Origin of the sequence: Actinomadura verrucosospora (assembly GCF_039540335.1) — a bacterium.
Classification (GTDB): domain Bacteria; phylum Actinomycetota; class Actinomycetes; order Streptosporangiales; family Streptosporangiaceae; genus Spirillospora; species Spirillospora verrucosospora.
In genome coordinates this window covers 277,911-291,651 of sequence record NZ_BAABEV010000003.1, presented here as the reverse complement: position 1 = coordinate 291,651, position 13,741 = coordinate 277,911, and the positions used below count along the sequence as shown (strand labels likewise).

General features: G+C 73.1%; 14 protein-coding genes. 4 read left to right on the top strand and 10 right to left on the bottom strand.

What is annotated here, in order from left to right:
- Window positions 1–70 precede the first annotated feature (70 nt).
- The 5 genes from cysS to ABD944_RS05445 form a co-directional block, all read right to left on the bottom strand.
- A complete protein-coding gene (cysS, locus tag ABD944_RS05465) occupies window positions 71–1,465 on the bottom strand; it encodes a cysteine--tRNA ligase (protein ID WP_345173025.1) in 1,395 nt (464 codons plus the stop codon).
- A gap of 76 nt (window positions 1,466–1,541) precedes the next feature.
- Window positions 1,542–2,384 (bottom strand): alpha/beta fold hydrolase, encoded by an 843-nt coding sequence (locus ABD944_RS05460; RefSeq protein WP_345173023.1) that lies wholly within the window; start codon window positions 2,382–2,384, stop codon window positions 1,542–1,544.
- Window positions 2,371–3,624 (bottom strand): RNA polymerase sigma factor, encoded by a 1,254-nt coding sequence (locus tag ABD944_RS05455; RefSeq protein ID WP_345173021.1) that lies wholly within the window; start codon window positions 3,622–3,624, stop codon window positions 2,371–2,373. The genes ABD944_RS05460 and ABD944_RS05455 overlap by 14 nt, the downstream gene beginning before the upstream one ends.
- Complete coding sequence (locus ABD944_RS05450; RefSeq protein ID WP_345173124.1) at window positions 3,621–3,977, bottom strand: YciI family protein; 357 nt, start codon at window positions 3,975–3,977, stop codon at window positions 3,621–3,623. The genes ABD944_RS05455 and ABD944_RS05450 overlap by 4 nt, the downstream gene beginning before the upstream one ends.
- Before the next feature lie 105 nt (window positions 3,978–4,082).
- On the bottom strand, window positions 4,083–4,823 hold the full coding sequence (locus tag ABD944_RS05445; protein ID WP_345173019.1) for a DUF6585 family protein: 741 nt from the start codon (window positions 4,821–4,823) through the stop codon (window positions 4,083–4,085).
- A gap of 206 nt (window positions 4,824–5,029) precedes the next feature.
- On the opposite strand from ABD944_RS05445, the gene ABD944_RS05440 reads away from it, so the two are divergent.
- Entirely contained in the window at window positions 5,030–6,136 is a 1,107-nt protein-coding gene (locus tag ABD944_RS05440; protein ID WP_345173017.1) for a DUF2637 domain-containing protein, read from the top strand.
- 122 nt (window positions 6,137–6,258) lie between these two features.
- Window positions 6,259–7,476 carry a fumarylacetoacetase gene (gene fahA, locus ABD944_RS05435; protein ID WP_345173015.1) on the top strand — a complete coding sequence of 406 codons (1,218 nt, stop codon included), beginning with the start codon at window positions 6,259–6,261 and terminating at the stop codon, window positions 7,474–7,476.
- A 9-nt stretch (window positions 7,477–7,485) separates the two neighbouring features.
- Here fahA and ispF read toward each other — a convergent pair whose 3' ends face one another.
- Both ispF and ABD944_RS05425 read right to left on the bottom strand, forming a co-directional pair.
- On the bottom strand, window positions 7,486–7,956 hold the full coding sequence (gene ispF / locus ABD944_RS05430; RefSeq protein WP_345173013.1) for a 2-C-methyl-D-erythritol 2,4-cyclodiphosphate synthase: 471 nt from the start codon (window positions 7,954–7,956) through the stop codon (window positions 7,486–7,488).
- 34 nt (window positions 7,957–7,990) lie between these two features.
- Window positions 7,991–8,473 (bottom strand): CarD family transcriptional regulator, encoded by a 483-nt coding sequence (locus ABD944_RS05425; protein ID WP_021599843.1) that lies wholly within the window; start codon window positions 8,471–8,473, stop codon window positions 7,991–7,993.
- 365 nt (window positions 8,474–8,838) lie between these two features.
- Here ABD944_RS05425 and ABD944_RS05420 point away from each other — a divergent pair, with 365 nt between their 5' ends.
- Both ABD944_RS05420 and ABD944_RS05415 read left to right on the top strand, forming a co-directional pair.
- Window positions 8,839–9,612: a hypothetical protein gene (locus tag ABD944_RS05420; protein ID WP_345173011.1), complete on the top strand. Its 774-nt coding sequence runs from the start codon at window positions 8,839–8,841 to the stop codon at window positions 9,610–9,612.
- Between the two features lie 142 nt (window positions 9,613–9,754).
- Complete coding sequence (locus ABD944_RS05415) at window positions 9,755–10,741, top strand: hypothetical protein (protein WP_345173009.1); 987 nt, start codon at window positions 9,755–9,757, stop codon at window positions 10,739–10,741.
- Between the two features lie 159 nt (window positions 10,742–10,900).
- Here ABD944_RS05415 and ABD944_RS05410 read toward each other — a convergent pair whose 3' ends face one another.
- The 3 genes from ABD944_RS05410 to ABD944_RS05400 all read right to left on the bottom strand — a co-directional run bounded on the left by ABD944_RS05410 (window position 10,901) and on the right by ABD944_RS05400 (window position 13,668).
- The gene (locus tag ABD944_RS05410; protein ID WP_345173007.1) at window positions 10,901–11,314 is read right to left on the bottom strand and encodes a nuclear transport factor 2 family protein; all 414 of its coding nucleotides are present in this window, start codon (window positions 11,312–11,314) and stop codon (window positions 10,901–10,903) included.
- A 468-nt stretch (window positions 11,315–11,782) separates the two neighbouring features.
- Complete coding sequence (locus ABD944_RS05405) at window positions 11,783–12,454, bottom strand: winged helix-turn-helix domain-containing protein (RefSeq protein ID WP_476692268.1); 672 nt, start codon at window positions 12,452–12,454, stop codon at window positions 11,783–11,785.
- A 5-nt stretch (window positions 12,455–12,459) separates the two neighbouring features.
- Window positions 12,460–13,668 (bottom strand): sensor histidine kinase, encoded by a 1,209-nt coding sequence (locus ABD944_RS05400; RefSeq protein ID WP_345173005.1) that lies wholly within the window; start codon window positions 13,666–13,668, stop codon window positions 12,460–12,462.
- Window positions 13,669–13,741: the final 73 nt, after the last annotated feature.

The window sequence follows — 13,741 nt, the reverse complement described above, 5'->3', positions numbered from 1 at the left end:
ATCTCAGCGGACGGCGACGAACCCCCGCGAACGTTCGATTTTATCCGCAGCGCGGGGTGCGCGATGCACGTCAGCCGCGCTTCAGTTCCCAGCGGGGGCCCTGCGGGGTGTCCTCGACGAGGACGCCGGCCGCCGACAGGCTGTCGCGGATGGCGTCGGCCGCCGCGTAGTCCTTGCGGGCGCGGGCCGCCTGCCGCTGCTCCAGCGCCACCTTGACCAGGGCGTCGACGACGGGGTGCAGGTCGTCCTCCCCCGAGGCCGCCCACTGCGGCGAGAGGGGGTCGATGCCGAGGACGCCGGCCATCGCCCGGACGGACGCCAGGTGGCCGTGCACCGCGTCGAGGTCGCCGGACGCCAGGGCGCTGTTGCCCTCCCGGACGGTCTCGTGCAGCACCGCCAGCGCCTGCGGGACGCCGAGGTCGTCGTCCATGGCGGAGGCGAACGCGGACGGGACGGAGGACGGCGTGCCGCCCCCCACCTGCTCGGACGCCCGCGTCACGAAGCCCTCGATCCGCTGGTAGGCGGAGACGGCCTCGGCCAGGGAGGCGTCGGTGTAGTCCATCAGCGAGCGGTAGTGCGCCGAGGCGAGGTAGTAGCGCACCTCGGCGGGGCGGGCCTTGCCCAGCAGGTCGGGCAGCAGCACCACGTTGCCGACCGACTTGCTCATCTTCTCGCCGTCGACGGTGAGCAGGCCGTTGTGCAGCCAGTAGCGCGCGAAGCCGTCGCCCGCGGCGCGGGACTGCGCGATCTCGTTCTCGTGGTGGGGGAAGATCAGGTCGACGCCGCCGCCGTGGATGTCGAACGTCGGGCCGAGGTACCGGGTCGCCATCGCCGAGCACTCCAGGTGCCAGCCGGGGCGCCCGTCGCCCCAGGGCGTCTCCCAGGACGGCTCCCCCGGCTTGGCGCCCTTCCAGAGGGCGAAGTCGCGCGGGTCGCGCTTGAGCTCCTCGTTGGGGGTGTCGCCGGCGGAGCGCATGTTCTCCAGCCGCTGGTTCGACAGCGCGCCGTACTCGTCGGCCCAGGACCCGACGTCGAAGTACACGTCGCCGCCCGCGGCGTACGCGTGGCCGTTCGCGATCAGCCGGCGCATCAGGACGATCATCTCCGGGACGTGCCCGGTGGCGCGCGGCTCGATCGTCGGGGGCAGGCAGCCGAGCAGGTCGTAGCCCTGGGTGAAGGTGCGCTGGTTGCCCTCGGCGACGGCGAACCACGGCACGCCCCGCTCGGCCGCCACCGCGATGATCTTGTCGTCGACGTCGGTGACGTTGCGCGCGAACGTCACCTCGTAGCCGGACGCGCGGAGCCAGCGCAGCAGGACGTCGTAGATGACGCCCGAGCGCAGGTGCCCGATGTGGGGGGCCGCCTGCGGGGTCGCACCGCACACGTACATCCCCACGCGGCCCTCTTCCAGGGGCTCGAACGTGCGGACGCTACGGGTACCGGTGTCGTAAAAGCGCAGGCTCACGGGTTCAGGTTATTGGATCGGCGTCCGGCTCCGTGGCGCATCGCACAGGCCGGAACACGCCATCGCGCCGCGGAGGTCATTCCACCGGGAACGTCTCCGCCAGCCGGGCGGCGAACGCGGCGGCGTGCGGACCGAAGCCGCCGTGGTCGCCGGGGTAGGTCTCGGCGGACGTCCCGAGCCGGTCCGCCAGCTCCAGCGCGGCCCGGTGCGGCGGCTCGCCCGCGGACTCCTCCCCGGCCGCCGGGACGATCCGGACGGACGACGCGCGCAGCGCCTCCACATCGAGCTCGTACCGCCCGAAGCCCGGCACCTCGTACCCGACGAAGAAGTCGGTGTTCTTCTCGAAGCGGGCGAACATCTCCAGCATCTCCGGGCTCGGCGGCTCCTGCTCCCCGGCCGGTCCTTCCTCGGCGGAGCCGTCCTCCTCGCCGCCGCCCATGCCCAGCGCGGCGCCGAACGTCCCCATCGCGGGGCCGGCGCCGCCGTCGCGGTAGGCGCGCTCCACGTCCGCCATGACGGTCTCCCAGTGGTCCGCGTCCGGCAGCAGGGTCAGCAGCGGCGGCTCGTGGGCGACCAGGGCGCGCACCTGCTCGGGATGCCGCGCGGCCAGCTCCAGCCCGATCTGCGCGCCCGAGCTGTTGCCGAACACGAAGGCCGGGCCGTCCGCGACCTCGGCGAGCAGGCGGGACGCGTCGTCCGCGTGCGTCTCGACGCGCTGCCGCTCCGGCGGCCCGTCGAGCGGGCTGCGCGAGTTGCCGCGCCGGTCGTACGTCACGACCGTGTACCGGCCGGCGAGCAGATCGGCGAGGCCGGCGTAGCCCGCCGCATCGTAGATCCCGCCACAGATCAGCAGCAGGACGGGCCCGGATCCGCGCACCTCGTAGTGGAGGGTCGCGCCGGGGACGTCAAGCGTTCCCATCGGTGTCTCCTTCGTCGAGCCGGGCGGCGCGGGATTCGAGGTAGCGCCGCTCCGGCAGGCTCGTCGTGCCGCGGGCGGCGTCCCGGTACGCCTCCCGCGCGGCCGGCGCGTCGCCGGCCTTCTCCAGCAGGTGGGCCCGGACGGCCGCCAGCCGGTGGTGGCCCTCCATCCGGGTGTCGCCGTCCAGCGTGCGCAGCAGGTCCAGGCCGGCGGACGGCCCGTCCACCATGGCCAGCGCGACGGCCTCGTTCAGCGTGACCATCGGGTTGGGCGACAGATGGGCCAGCAGCCGGTACAGCGCGAGGATCTGCGGCCAGTCGGTGTCCTGCGGCCGTGCCGCCTCGGCGTGGACGGCGGCGATCGCGGCCTGCACCTGGTACGGGCCGGGCGGCGACCAGGTGAGCGCCTCGGTGATCAGCTCGGTCCCCTCCCGGATCTCCTCGGCGTCCCAGAGCGTGCGGTCCTGCTCGGTGAGCGGGACGAGCAGCCCGCCGTCGGCGGAGCGGGCCGCGCGGCGCGCGTCGGTGAGCAGCATCAGCGCGAGCAGCCCGGCCGCCTCGCCGTCGCCGGGCAGCAGCCGGTGCAGCGCCCGGGCGAGCCTGATCGCCTCGGCGGTGAGGTCCGCGCGCCGCAGGTCGGGCCCGCTGGACGCGGTGTACCCCTCGTTGAAGACGAGGTACAGCACGTGCAGCACGGCCCGCAGCCGCTCGTCGCGCTCGTCCGGCGGCGGGGGCCCGAACCGCGCCCCCGCCGCCTTGATCTTCTGCTTGGCGCGGCTGACCCGCTGCGCCATCGTCGCCTCCGGGACGAGGAAGGCGCGGGCGATCTGCGCCGTCGTCAGGCCGCCGACGGCCCGCAGCGTCAGCGCGACCTGCGAGGACGGCGACAGCGCCGGATGGCAGCACAGGAACAGCAGGGTCAGCGTGTCGTCGCGGTCGGCCGCACGGTACTCATCGGGGCCGGGCTCGGCGGGCTCCTCCGCGGCCACGGCCGCCTCGCGGTCGCGGCGGGCCCGCTCGCTGCGCCACTGGTCGGTGAGCCGCCGGGTCGCGACGGTCAGCAGCCAGCCGCGCGCGTTCTCCGGAACGCCCTCCCCCGGCCACTGGACGGCGGCGGCGAGAAGCGCCTCCTGCACGGCGTCCTCGCACGCGTCGAAGGCGCCGTGCCGCCGCACGAGCGTGCCGAGCACCTGCGGCGCGAGGTCGCGCAGCAGGTCCTCGACGGCCGGGGGCGTCCTCACATCTCCGCCCCGGACTCGTGCATGAGCGCCCTGACCTCCATGTAGCCGCCGTACCGGACGTCGGGCCAGCGGGAGGCGATCTCCACGGCCCGCTCCTCGGTCTCGCAGTCCACGGCGATGTAGCCGGCGAAGTGCTCCTTGGCCTCCAGGAACGGGCCGTCCGTCACGGCCGGCTGCCCGTCCCTGCCGACCACGGTCTTGGTCAGGGACGGGTCGGCCAGCGCCGCCCCGCCGACCAGCTCGCCCGACTCCGACAGCTCCTTCATGATCGCGTCGACCTCGCCGAACAGCGCGGTCCGCTCCTGCTCCGTCAGGTCCTCCAGGAAGCCGGGACGGTTGTAGATCATCAGCATGTACTTCACGGTCGTCTCCTCGTGGTCGGGCGGCCCCGTCTCCGGGCCCGTCAGAGAAGGATCGGAGCGGCCGGCGCGTTCTCGACACCCCCGCCGAGAAAATCTTCAGAAATCTTCGATCAGGTCCCTGACCTGGTGGCACAGGACGCTGAACGCCAGCGCGTCCGGCATCCGGGAGGCGACCGTCGCCAGATCGGCCCGGCCCGGACCGGCATGGACCGTCACCATCCCGCTCCCGATCACCACGTCCTGCACGGCGCTCCAGGGCAGCCGCTCGCCGTCCTTCCCGACACCGTCCAGGTCCACGGTGAACGGACCGATCCGCACGGACTCCCCCGCCTTCACCGCCGCCAGGAGGCGCGGGACGATCCGGGCGGTCACCTCCTGGGCGACGGCCACGCCGAGCGTCCGGACGTCGGGGATGTCGTCGCCGAGCCGCAGCACGCTCCCGTCGTCCGCGACGACCGTGAAGCACCACCGGACGCGCCCGCCGGGCCCGCCCGGCACGCCGGCGACCGTCACCGAGACGAGCTCGTCCCACGTGCGGGCGCCGCCGCCCGGCCCGGTGACCTCCAGGCCGCCGGTGTGGAGGACGGCGACGCGGGCCCGGACGCGGGGACGGTCGCGTCCCGCGATCCACCCGGCGGCGGCCGCGTACCCCATCGACAGGAGGAGCGCCGGGACGCCCACCCACCACACGTGGTCGTGCAGGTACACGACGGCCGCGGGGACGAGCGCGGCGGCGGCCAGGCACAGCAGCGCCAGCCACGCCCAGGTGCGGCGGGCCGCCGCCCGTCCGTCGAAGATCCGGACCGGTTCGCCGAGCCGGTCCCGCGAGGGTGCCACGGCGGCGCTACCCGGCCGCCCGGGCCCGCGTGACCCGCACGAACCTGCCGCACGCCATCGGTGCCTCCCTCGCCTGGCCTCTCCAATACCGTACGTCTCCCCACTTATAGTGCGCAGCGTCACAGTGATCACTAAGAAGTTGCGGTTCGGCGGCGTCCTGGCTGGTTAATCTCGGCGGAGGACCCCTCCCTTCCGGAACGAGAGACATGCCGACTGATCCGACCCGGCCCTCCTACACCGCCGTGCAGCGGCGGCTGCTGACCACCGTCGCCGGCCTCGTCGTCGCCGCGCTGGCGGGCGGCGCCTTCGCGCTGACCTACGACGTGCTGCGCGAGCTCGCCGTCGCGGGCGGGGTGGGCCGCCGCTGGGCGCCGCTGTACCCGGCGATGGCCGACACCCTCACCGCCGTGACGATCCTGTCCCTCGTGGTCACCCGCAACGCCCGCTGGTGGACGCGGCTGCCGCGCTGGACGCTGCTGGTCCTGCTCCTCGCCGGGGGCGCCGCGGCGTCCGTCCAGCGCTCGGTCCGGGGGTTCGGCCCGCTGCCGGACGACGCGGTGCGGACGGGCGTGGCCGTGGCGCCGCACGCGATGCTCGTGATCGCCGTCTGGCTGTGGCTGACGATGGTCAAGCAGATCCGGGTGGCCAGGCCCGCCGCCGGGGAGGAGGCGCCGCCCGAGGCGCAGCGCGGCCACGTCAAGGTCCTCGGGCCCGCGGCGCCGCCGCTCGCGCTGGAGGCGCCTCCCGCGCACGAGGCCGGGCCGGAGCGCGTGCCCGAGCCGGAGCCCGAGCCCGAGCCGGAACCCGAGCCCGAGCCGGAACCCGAGCCGATCCTGCCGTTCAGGGACGAGCCCGAGTGGCCCGTCGCCGACAGGCCCGAGCCCCTCCCGGAGAACCCCGGGCCCCTCGCCGAGGAGCCCGCGGCGGAGGAGCACGACCCCTTCGCCTTCACCTTCGAGGAGAGCCTGTCGTCGGAGCCGGCGCCGCCGCTCGACCCGCTGCCGCAGCCGCGCCGGCCGCTGGACTCGGTGCCCGACCGGCTGCCGACGGACGTCGAGCTCGTCCGGGGCCGCGACCGCGCCGCCGAGGAGCCCCCGCCCGCCGCGACGACCCGCCCCGACATCGTGGTGCCCCCGCCCTACGACACCGGCGAGGACGAGGACGACGGCCCGCCCGCCGACCGCGCCGAGGACCCCGACGCCGGAGACCCCGGCACGGAAGCCCTCAAGACGGGCGATCGTCCGGGGGAGGACGACGCGAACCCGCCGCCGTCCAGCAACTTCCGCAGCGGGCCCGTCCCTCCCGCCGAATAGGGAGCGGGCCCCGGCATGGCAACCGCGGCCTTTGCCCTGATCTGAAAAGCCGCCTTTCCTCCCACCTCGGCTGATCTACCCGCACCGGGTGAAAGGGAGGAGGCGGGGGAAGGTATGCCTCCATGACGACCGTTTCATGGGTCGAGGGCAGCCAGGACGGCGGCTTCGGTATCGAGAACCTGCCGTACGGGATCTTCTCGCGCCCGGGAGAACTGCCGCGCGTCGGCGTGGCCATCGGCGACCGCGTCCTCGACCTGGCCGAGATGTCGGCCGCGGGCCTGGTGGAGGACCGGCGGTACTTCGCCTCCGGGTCGCTGAACGCCTTCATGGTCGCGGGACGCGCCGCCTGGCGGGCGAACCGGGAGCGGGTGACGGAGCTGCTCACCGACGAGGCGTACCGCGAGCGCGTCGAGCCGCACCTGATCCCGGTCGCGGACGTGGAGCTGCAGAAGCCGTTCGAGGTCGCCGACTACGTCGACTTCTACTCCTCGGAGCACCACGCGACGAACGCGGGACGGATCCTGCGGCCCCAGGGCGAGCCGCTGCCGCCGAACTGGAAGCACATGCCGGTCGCCTACCACGGCCGCTCCGGGACCGTGTACCCGGCGGGGACGCCGATCATCCGGCCGTCGGGGCAGCGGCGGGCGAAGGACGACCCGGCGCCGTCCTACGGCCCGTCGCGGCGCCTGGACTTCGAGGCGGAGGTCGGCTTCGTCGTGGGCGTCCCCTCCCCCGCCGGGCGCGGGGTCCCGGCCTCCGCGTTCCGCGACCACGTGTTCGGGTTCGTGCTGGTGAACGACTGGAGCGCGCGCGACCTGCAGATGTGGGAGTCGCAGCCGCTCGGCCCGTTCCTCGGCAAGTCGTTCGCGACGTCGGTCTCGTCGTGGGTGGTGCCGGTCGCGGCCTTGGAGCCCGCGCGCGTCCCGCCGCCCGTCCAGGACCCGGCGCCGCTGCCCTACCTGCGCTGCGACGAGCCCTGGGGCCTGGACCTGCACCTGGAGGTCCTGATCAACGGGCGGGTGGCGGCGCGGCCGAGGTTCGCGTCGATGTACTGGACGCCGCCGCAGCAGATCGCGCACGCGACGGTGAACGGCGCCCCGCTCCGCACCGGCGACCTGTTCGCGTCCGGCACGGTTTCGGGACCCGAGCGCGAGGAGCGCGGCTGCCTTCTGGAGCTCAGCTGGAACGGCCAGGAGCCCCTGCTGCTGGACGACGGCACGGAGCGCACGTTCCTGGAGGACGGCGACACCGTGACCATCCGCGCCCAGGCGCCGGGAGCCGCCGGTTCCCGCATCGCCCTCGGCGAGGTGACGGGCACCGTCCACCCGGCTCCGTCGTAGCGGCGCCCGTCAGGCGGGCGGGAGCACGAGGGCGTTGGCGATGGCAGCGAGGCCCTCGCCCCGCCCCGTCAGGCCCAGGCCGTCGGTGGTGGTGGCGGAGACGGTGACCGGCGCACCGGACAGCGCCTCGCTGAGGGTCTTCTCCGCCTCGGCGCGCCGTTTGCCGATCTTGGGGCGGTTGCCGATGACCTGGATGGCGACGTTGCCGATCGTGTGACCGGCCTCGTCGACGAGGCGGGCGACCTCGCGCAGCAGGGTGACGCCGGACGCGCCGGACCAGCGCGGGTCGGACGTGCCGAAGACGGCGCCGAGGTCACCGAGACCGCAGGCCGAGAGCAGCGCGTCGCAGGCGGCGTGCGCGGCGACGTCGCCGTCGGAGTGCCCGGCGAGGCCGTGGCCCTCGCCCGGCCATTCGAGCCCCGCGACCCACAGGGGCCGGGGCTCGGACGCGAACGGGTGGACGTCGGTGCCGACGCCCACCCGAGGGAGCCTTGAGTTCAACGCGGCCGGCCTCTCAGCTGGCCAGGACCTCGTCGAGCAGAGCCTCTGCCTTGTCCTCGTTGGTCTTCTCGGCGAGCGCGAGCTCGCTCACGAGGATCTGGCGCGCCTTGGCGAGCATCCGCTTCTCACCTGCGGACAGCCCACGCTCCTTGTCGCGCCGCCAGAGGTCGCGGACGACCTCCGCGACCTTGTTGACATCGCCGGAGGCGAGCTTCTCAAGATTCGCCTTGTACCGGCGCGACCAGTTGGTGGGCTCCTCGGTGTAGGGTGCGCGAAGCACCTCGAACACCTTCTCCAGCCCGTCCTGGCCGACGACGTCCCGGACGCCCACGTCCTCGACGTTCTCGACCGGGACCCGTACCGTCAGGTCACCCTTGTCAACCTTCAGGACCAGGTAGGTCCTGTCCTCACCCTTGATGGTGCGAGTCTCGATGGCCTCGATCCGAGCAGCCCCATGGTGGGGGTAGACGACGGTGTCGCCGACCTGGAAAGTCATGTGACAAGTACCCCTTCCGCTAGAACCAGGGTAGCACGGAAACGAGCGTGCCCGAACCCGCCTTCCCGACAAATGCGCAGGTCAAGCCACATATTGAGGTATTGACAAACCCCTTTATTGGTGCATCGAAGACCAGTTCCCCTCGCTCAGCGTAGCCGAAAGAACACCGCGATCCCTCCCCCGCGCCCTTACCGGCAACCGGCCCCCGGATACAAGCATCATTCCGCCGACGGTGCGGACGGGTTCCATACTGGGATGTGAGCACCCTGCGCCGCGCGGGTACGAAGCGCCCGGAAGGGTCTTAATAGGACACGGGGTCGGGACGCGCGTCCCGCGGGAACACCGATCGGCGAGGGAGGTGCCGCGTGAGGCCGGACGGCGGCGACCCGGAACCCGACGACTACGGGCTTCCGCGCGTTGACGTCGTCGTGCCCGACGACGCCCGCGAGCTGGAGCGGGACGTCGCCGCCTACCACCGGGAGCGGCGCCGGAGGCGGCGCAGGGCCCGCGTGCGGCGGCTGTACCGCCCGCTCACCCGGTTCGGGGTCGCCGTCCCGATCATCGCGGGCGCGCTGCTGGTCGCGCTGCTGAGCGGCGTGCTGATGACCGCGTTCGGCCCCCGTCCCGCCCCGCGGCCGACGACCGCCCAGCTGGCCCCGCGCCCCACCGCGAGCCCCGGCAGGGTCGGCGGGCTCCTGCCCGACCGCCGGGTCGACCTCGTGACCGCCGGCCGCGTCTCCCGGCCGCTGCGCGACCTGCGCCCCGGCGTGATCGCCGTCGTCCCGCCCGGGTACCGGTGCGAGGGCCTGGTGGCGGAGCTGGCCGGCCGGACGCAGGAGTACACCCTCACCTTCTGGCTCGTCGCCGACCCGCGCCCCGCGGGCGCCCGGAAGCCCCTGTCCCTGAAAGACCTCAAGGCGTGCGCGGGCACGGCCCACAACGGGACGCCGCAGATCCTGGAGGACCGCGCCGGGGTCCTGGCCGGCGCCTACTCGCCCGCGCCCGGCACGCCCGGCCCGACGGGCACCGGCCTCACCGCCGTCTTCGTGCGGCCGGACGGCGTGGTCACCGAGGTCGTCCGGGCGCCCGCGGCCGGGCCCGGACTCACCGGGAAGATCAAGGGTCTGGGTTCCGGTTAGGTCTCCCGCCAGGGCGTGTCGGCCACCCCGGGGAGGGGTTTCCGGCAAGACCTCGCTACGCTTCCCCTGGCGTATCTCACGCCCGTCCCACAATTCTCTGAAACCACCTCTTCACCTGATATCTCGCGAGGAGACCGCCGCCGTGATCCGAAACAGCCGTCGAATGGTCGTGCTCGCCGTCGCGGGTGCCGTCGCCATCGCGCCGGTGGTCTCCGGCTGCGGCGCGGGCGAGAAGCCCCAGACCGCCGCCCCCACGCAGCTCACCGAGGGCGTCAACGTGTCGGTGCCGCTGAACAGGCCGCAGGCCCCGCAGATCGACCTGCGCGACATGTTCCTGCTGGGCCCGGAGGCGGGGCCGCCCATCCCCGCGGGCACGTCCCTGGCCCTCTACGGCGCGATCATCAACCAGGTGCAGGGCCGGCCGGACCGCCTGGTCTCCGTCAGCTCCCCGGCGTTCGGCGGCGAGGCGAAGATCGAGGGCGGCTCGCTCACGCTGCCCCCCGCCGCCTCGGACGGGACGGGCAGCTTCACCAAGCTGCTCGGCAAGCCTTCGGCGGCCCCCACCCCGCAGCAGCAGGGCGGCAAGAAGAAGACGCAGCAGCCCGGCGCCACTCCGACCGGCGGCACGCCCTCCGGCCCGGCCGCGCCGTCCGGCGGCGCCACCCCGGAGCCGACCGGCCAGGGCGCGACGCCGAACGTGTCCGAGACCCCGACCTCGCAGAACACCATGGGCCCGCAGGGCAGCGGTCCGTCGGTCTCGCCGAGCGCCGGCGGGGAGGTGCCGCTCGTGGTGCTGCCCCAGCTCAACAAGGAGCTCCTCGCCGGGTCCACGGTCCCGCTGACGATGCGGTTCGAGCGCGCCGGGTCCGTCGAGTTCCAGGTGCCCGTCGTGGCGCGGCAGGACCAGTTCAGCACCTACCCGCTGCCCATGACCCCCGCCACGCCGCAGACCCCCGGCGGCCAGACCCCCGGCGGCCAGACCCCTGGCGGCCAGACGCCCGGCCAGACCCCCGGCGGAGGGGCGAACACGTCCCCGTCCCCGGGCGCTGAGCAGGGCGGCCCCGAGGCGTCCCCGTCCCCGGGCGCCGTCCAGACGCCGGCCACTGGAGAGACGCCGACCGCCGGCTGACCCGCCGAACCCGGCCCGAACCCATGAGGAACGGCCCGTCCCATCCGGGACGGGCCGTTCCTCATGTCCGTCAGGGCTCGAACTTGGCGTCATGCCCGGCGGCTCCGAACCTATTGCGCGCGGCTTGGTTTCACGGCCCCCAGGTCTTTCGGCTCCTTCCTAGCCGAAGACCATGCGATGCCCCCGGGCCGTGTCCATGTACTCGCGGACTCGGTGGATCAGGCCGTCTCGAAGTTCGAAGACGAAGCAGTAGTCGTTGCTGTAGTGGTTGCCGTTGGCGAGCGTGGCCGTCATGGTCTCCTCCACGATCACGTGGTCGCCGTCGGCATAGATCCCGTGGAAGGTGACGGTGACGTCGTGCGCGAAGAAGCGAGGGAAGTCGTCGGCGAGAAAACGGACGATCGCCTCCCGGCCGACTATGTGGCCGGAGCCCTCCAGCGCTACGGCGGTCGCGTTGTTCAGGGGCGCCAGCCACTCGGCATCCTCAGTGAAGACTGCGGAGATCTGATTCGCCTCGTGGGTGGCGAAGGCTTTCCAGGCGTTCTGGACGATGTCCCGGCCGTGTTGTGACATGGCCGCGACCCTAGACAGGCGTGAGGGGAGATGACTGGCGAATTTGCGACATCAACGTCGGCACTCCCGCTTGGCCGACGTGGCGCGCGCGGAGGGCGCTTCCGGCCGTTCCGGCCCTGCTCCGTACGGGTCGGTGACCCGGCCACCGTTCCGGGTCCCTTCTCCCCTCTCCTGGGGCTCGACGAGTGAAGTCAGGTGGGTTGTTCGCGTTGATATCGGCGGAGGGCTTCCGGGCGGTGATGAGGCGCGGAACCGCTCGGCGAGTGGTTCGGCGGGGTAGTGCTCGCCGAGCAGAGAAAGAGCCGGCGACCGCTCCCGGCGCATCACCGGGAAGCAGTCCATGACGGTCCTCGCCCAGCGTCCCGGCCTGGTCCAACAGTGGACCAAGAACTCCAACAGTGGACCAAGAGCCTGGACGGTGCCCCCGCAGCCGTGACCGCGACGGAAAACGCAGGTCACGGCGTTCGGCTAGGGCTCGAACTTGTAGCCGAGGCCCCGGACGGTGACGATGTACCGCGGTGTGGAGGGGACTTCCTCGACCTTGGCGCGTAGGCGCTTGATGTGGACGTCCAGCGTCTTGGTGTCGCCCACGTAGTCGGCGCCCCACACGCGGTCGATGAGCTGCATCCGGGTGAGGACGCGGCCGGCGTTGCGCAGCAGCACCTCCAGCAGCTCGAACTCCTTGAGCGGGAGCTGGACGGGCTCGCCGCCCACGCTGACGACGTGGCGTTCCACGTCCATCCGGACCGGACCGGCCTCCAGCGTCGCGGGCGCCGGCTCCTCGACCTCGCCCTGGCGGCGCAGCACGGCCCGCATGCGGGCGATCAGCTCGCGGGTGGAGAACGGCTTGGTGACGTAGTCGTCGGCGCCGAGCTCCAGGCCGACGACCTTGTCGACCTCGCTGTCCTTGGCGGTCAGCATGATCACCGGGACGCTGGAGCGCGCGCGCAGCTCGCGGCACACCTCGGTGCCGGGCAGCCCGGGGAGCATCAGGTCGAGCAGCACGAGGTCGGCACCGTTGCGTTCGAAGATGTCCAGCGCGTCGGGGCCGGTGGCGGCGACGGCCACCTCGAAGCCCTCCTTGCGCAGGTTGTACGAGAGTGCGTCGCTGAAGGACTCCTCGTCCTCCACGACGAGCACGCGGGTCACGGTGTTGCCTCCCGGGCGGTGTTCTGTGGGGCTGGAAAAGCGGTGGCGCCGGCCGCCGGGCGGCGCGGCGTGTCGATCAGGGGGAGCCGGATCGTGAACGTCGACCCGTGCCCCTCCTTGCTCCACACCGTGACGTCGCCGCCGTGCTTGCTGGTGACGTGCTTGACGATGGCGAGGCCGAGGCCGGTGCCGCCGGTCTGGCGGGAGCGGGCGGGGTCGACCCGGTAGAACCGCTCGAAGATCCGCTCGATCTCGGCCTCCGGGATGCCGATGCCCTGGTCGGTCACGTTGATCTCGACGTGCGTCTCGTCGCACCGGCGGGTCGAGACGACGACCCGGGTGTGCTCGGGGCTGTAGGCGACGGCGTTGTCGACGAGGTTGCGCAGCGCGGTGACCAGCAGCTCCTGGTCGGCGCGGACGCGCAGCCCGTCCTCGCCGCCGGCCGCGAGCTGGATGTCCTTGGCGACCGCCTTGATCTGGCAGCGTTCGAGCGCCTCCGCCATCACCTCCTCAAGGGTGACCGGGGTGAGCTCGGGCAGCGGCTCGTCGCCCTGGACGCGCGACAGCGTCATCAGGTCCTGGACGAGGTTGTTCAGCCGCACTGACTCGTACTGCATCCGGCCGGCGAACCGGCGGACGGCCTCCGGGTCGTCGGCGGCGCTCTCGACCGTCTCGGCGAGCAGGGACAACGCGCCCACGGGGGTCTTCAGCTCGTGGCTGACGTTCGCCACGAAGTCGCGGCGGATCGCCTCGGTGCGGCGCATGTCGGTGAGGTCCTCGGCGAGCACGAGGACGAGCCCGTGGGAGCCGAGCGGCGCGACGCGGACCGCGAACCAACGGCCGTCGGCCCGCCGTCGGCCGCCGTTCGGGCCGACCTGTATCTCGGTCTCGCGGATCTCCCCGTCGCGGCGCACCAGCCGGGTCATCGCGATCACCTCGTCCACCACGAGGTGGTCGCCGCTGACCAGTCCGTACGCCCGCGCCGCGGAGCTGGCCCGCAGCACCCGGTCCTCGCCGTCCACCACGACGGCCGAGGACCGCAGGACGCTGAGGACCGAGGCGACGCCCGGCGGCAGGCTGCCCACCGGGTTCGTCGCTACCGCCGTCCGCTGGGCTCGCTCGCTCACCCGCACCGCCAATCCAGTCGCGAGCCCGATCGCGAGCCCGGCGAGCCCTGTCAGGCTCGCGACAATCTCGACCTCCACACCTCGGATCGTAAGCGGCGATCGGAGTAACGCTTCCCCCCTGCCCTGGTCAGCGCCTTCTCGTTACCCGAAA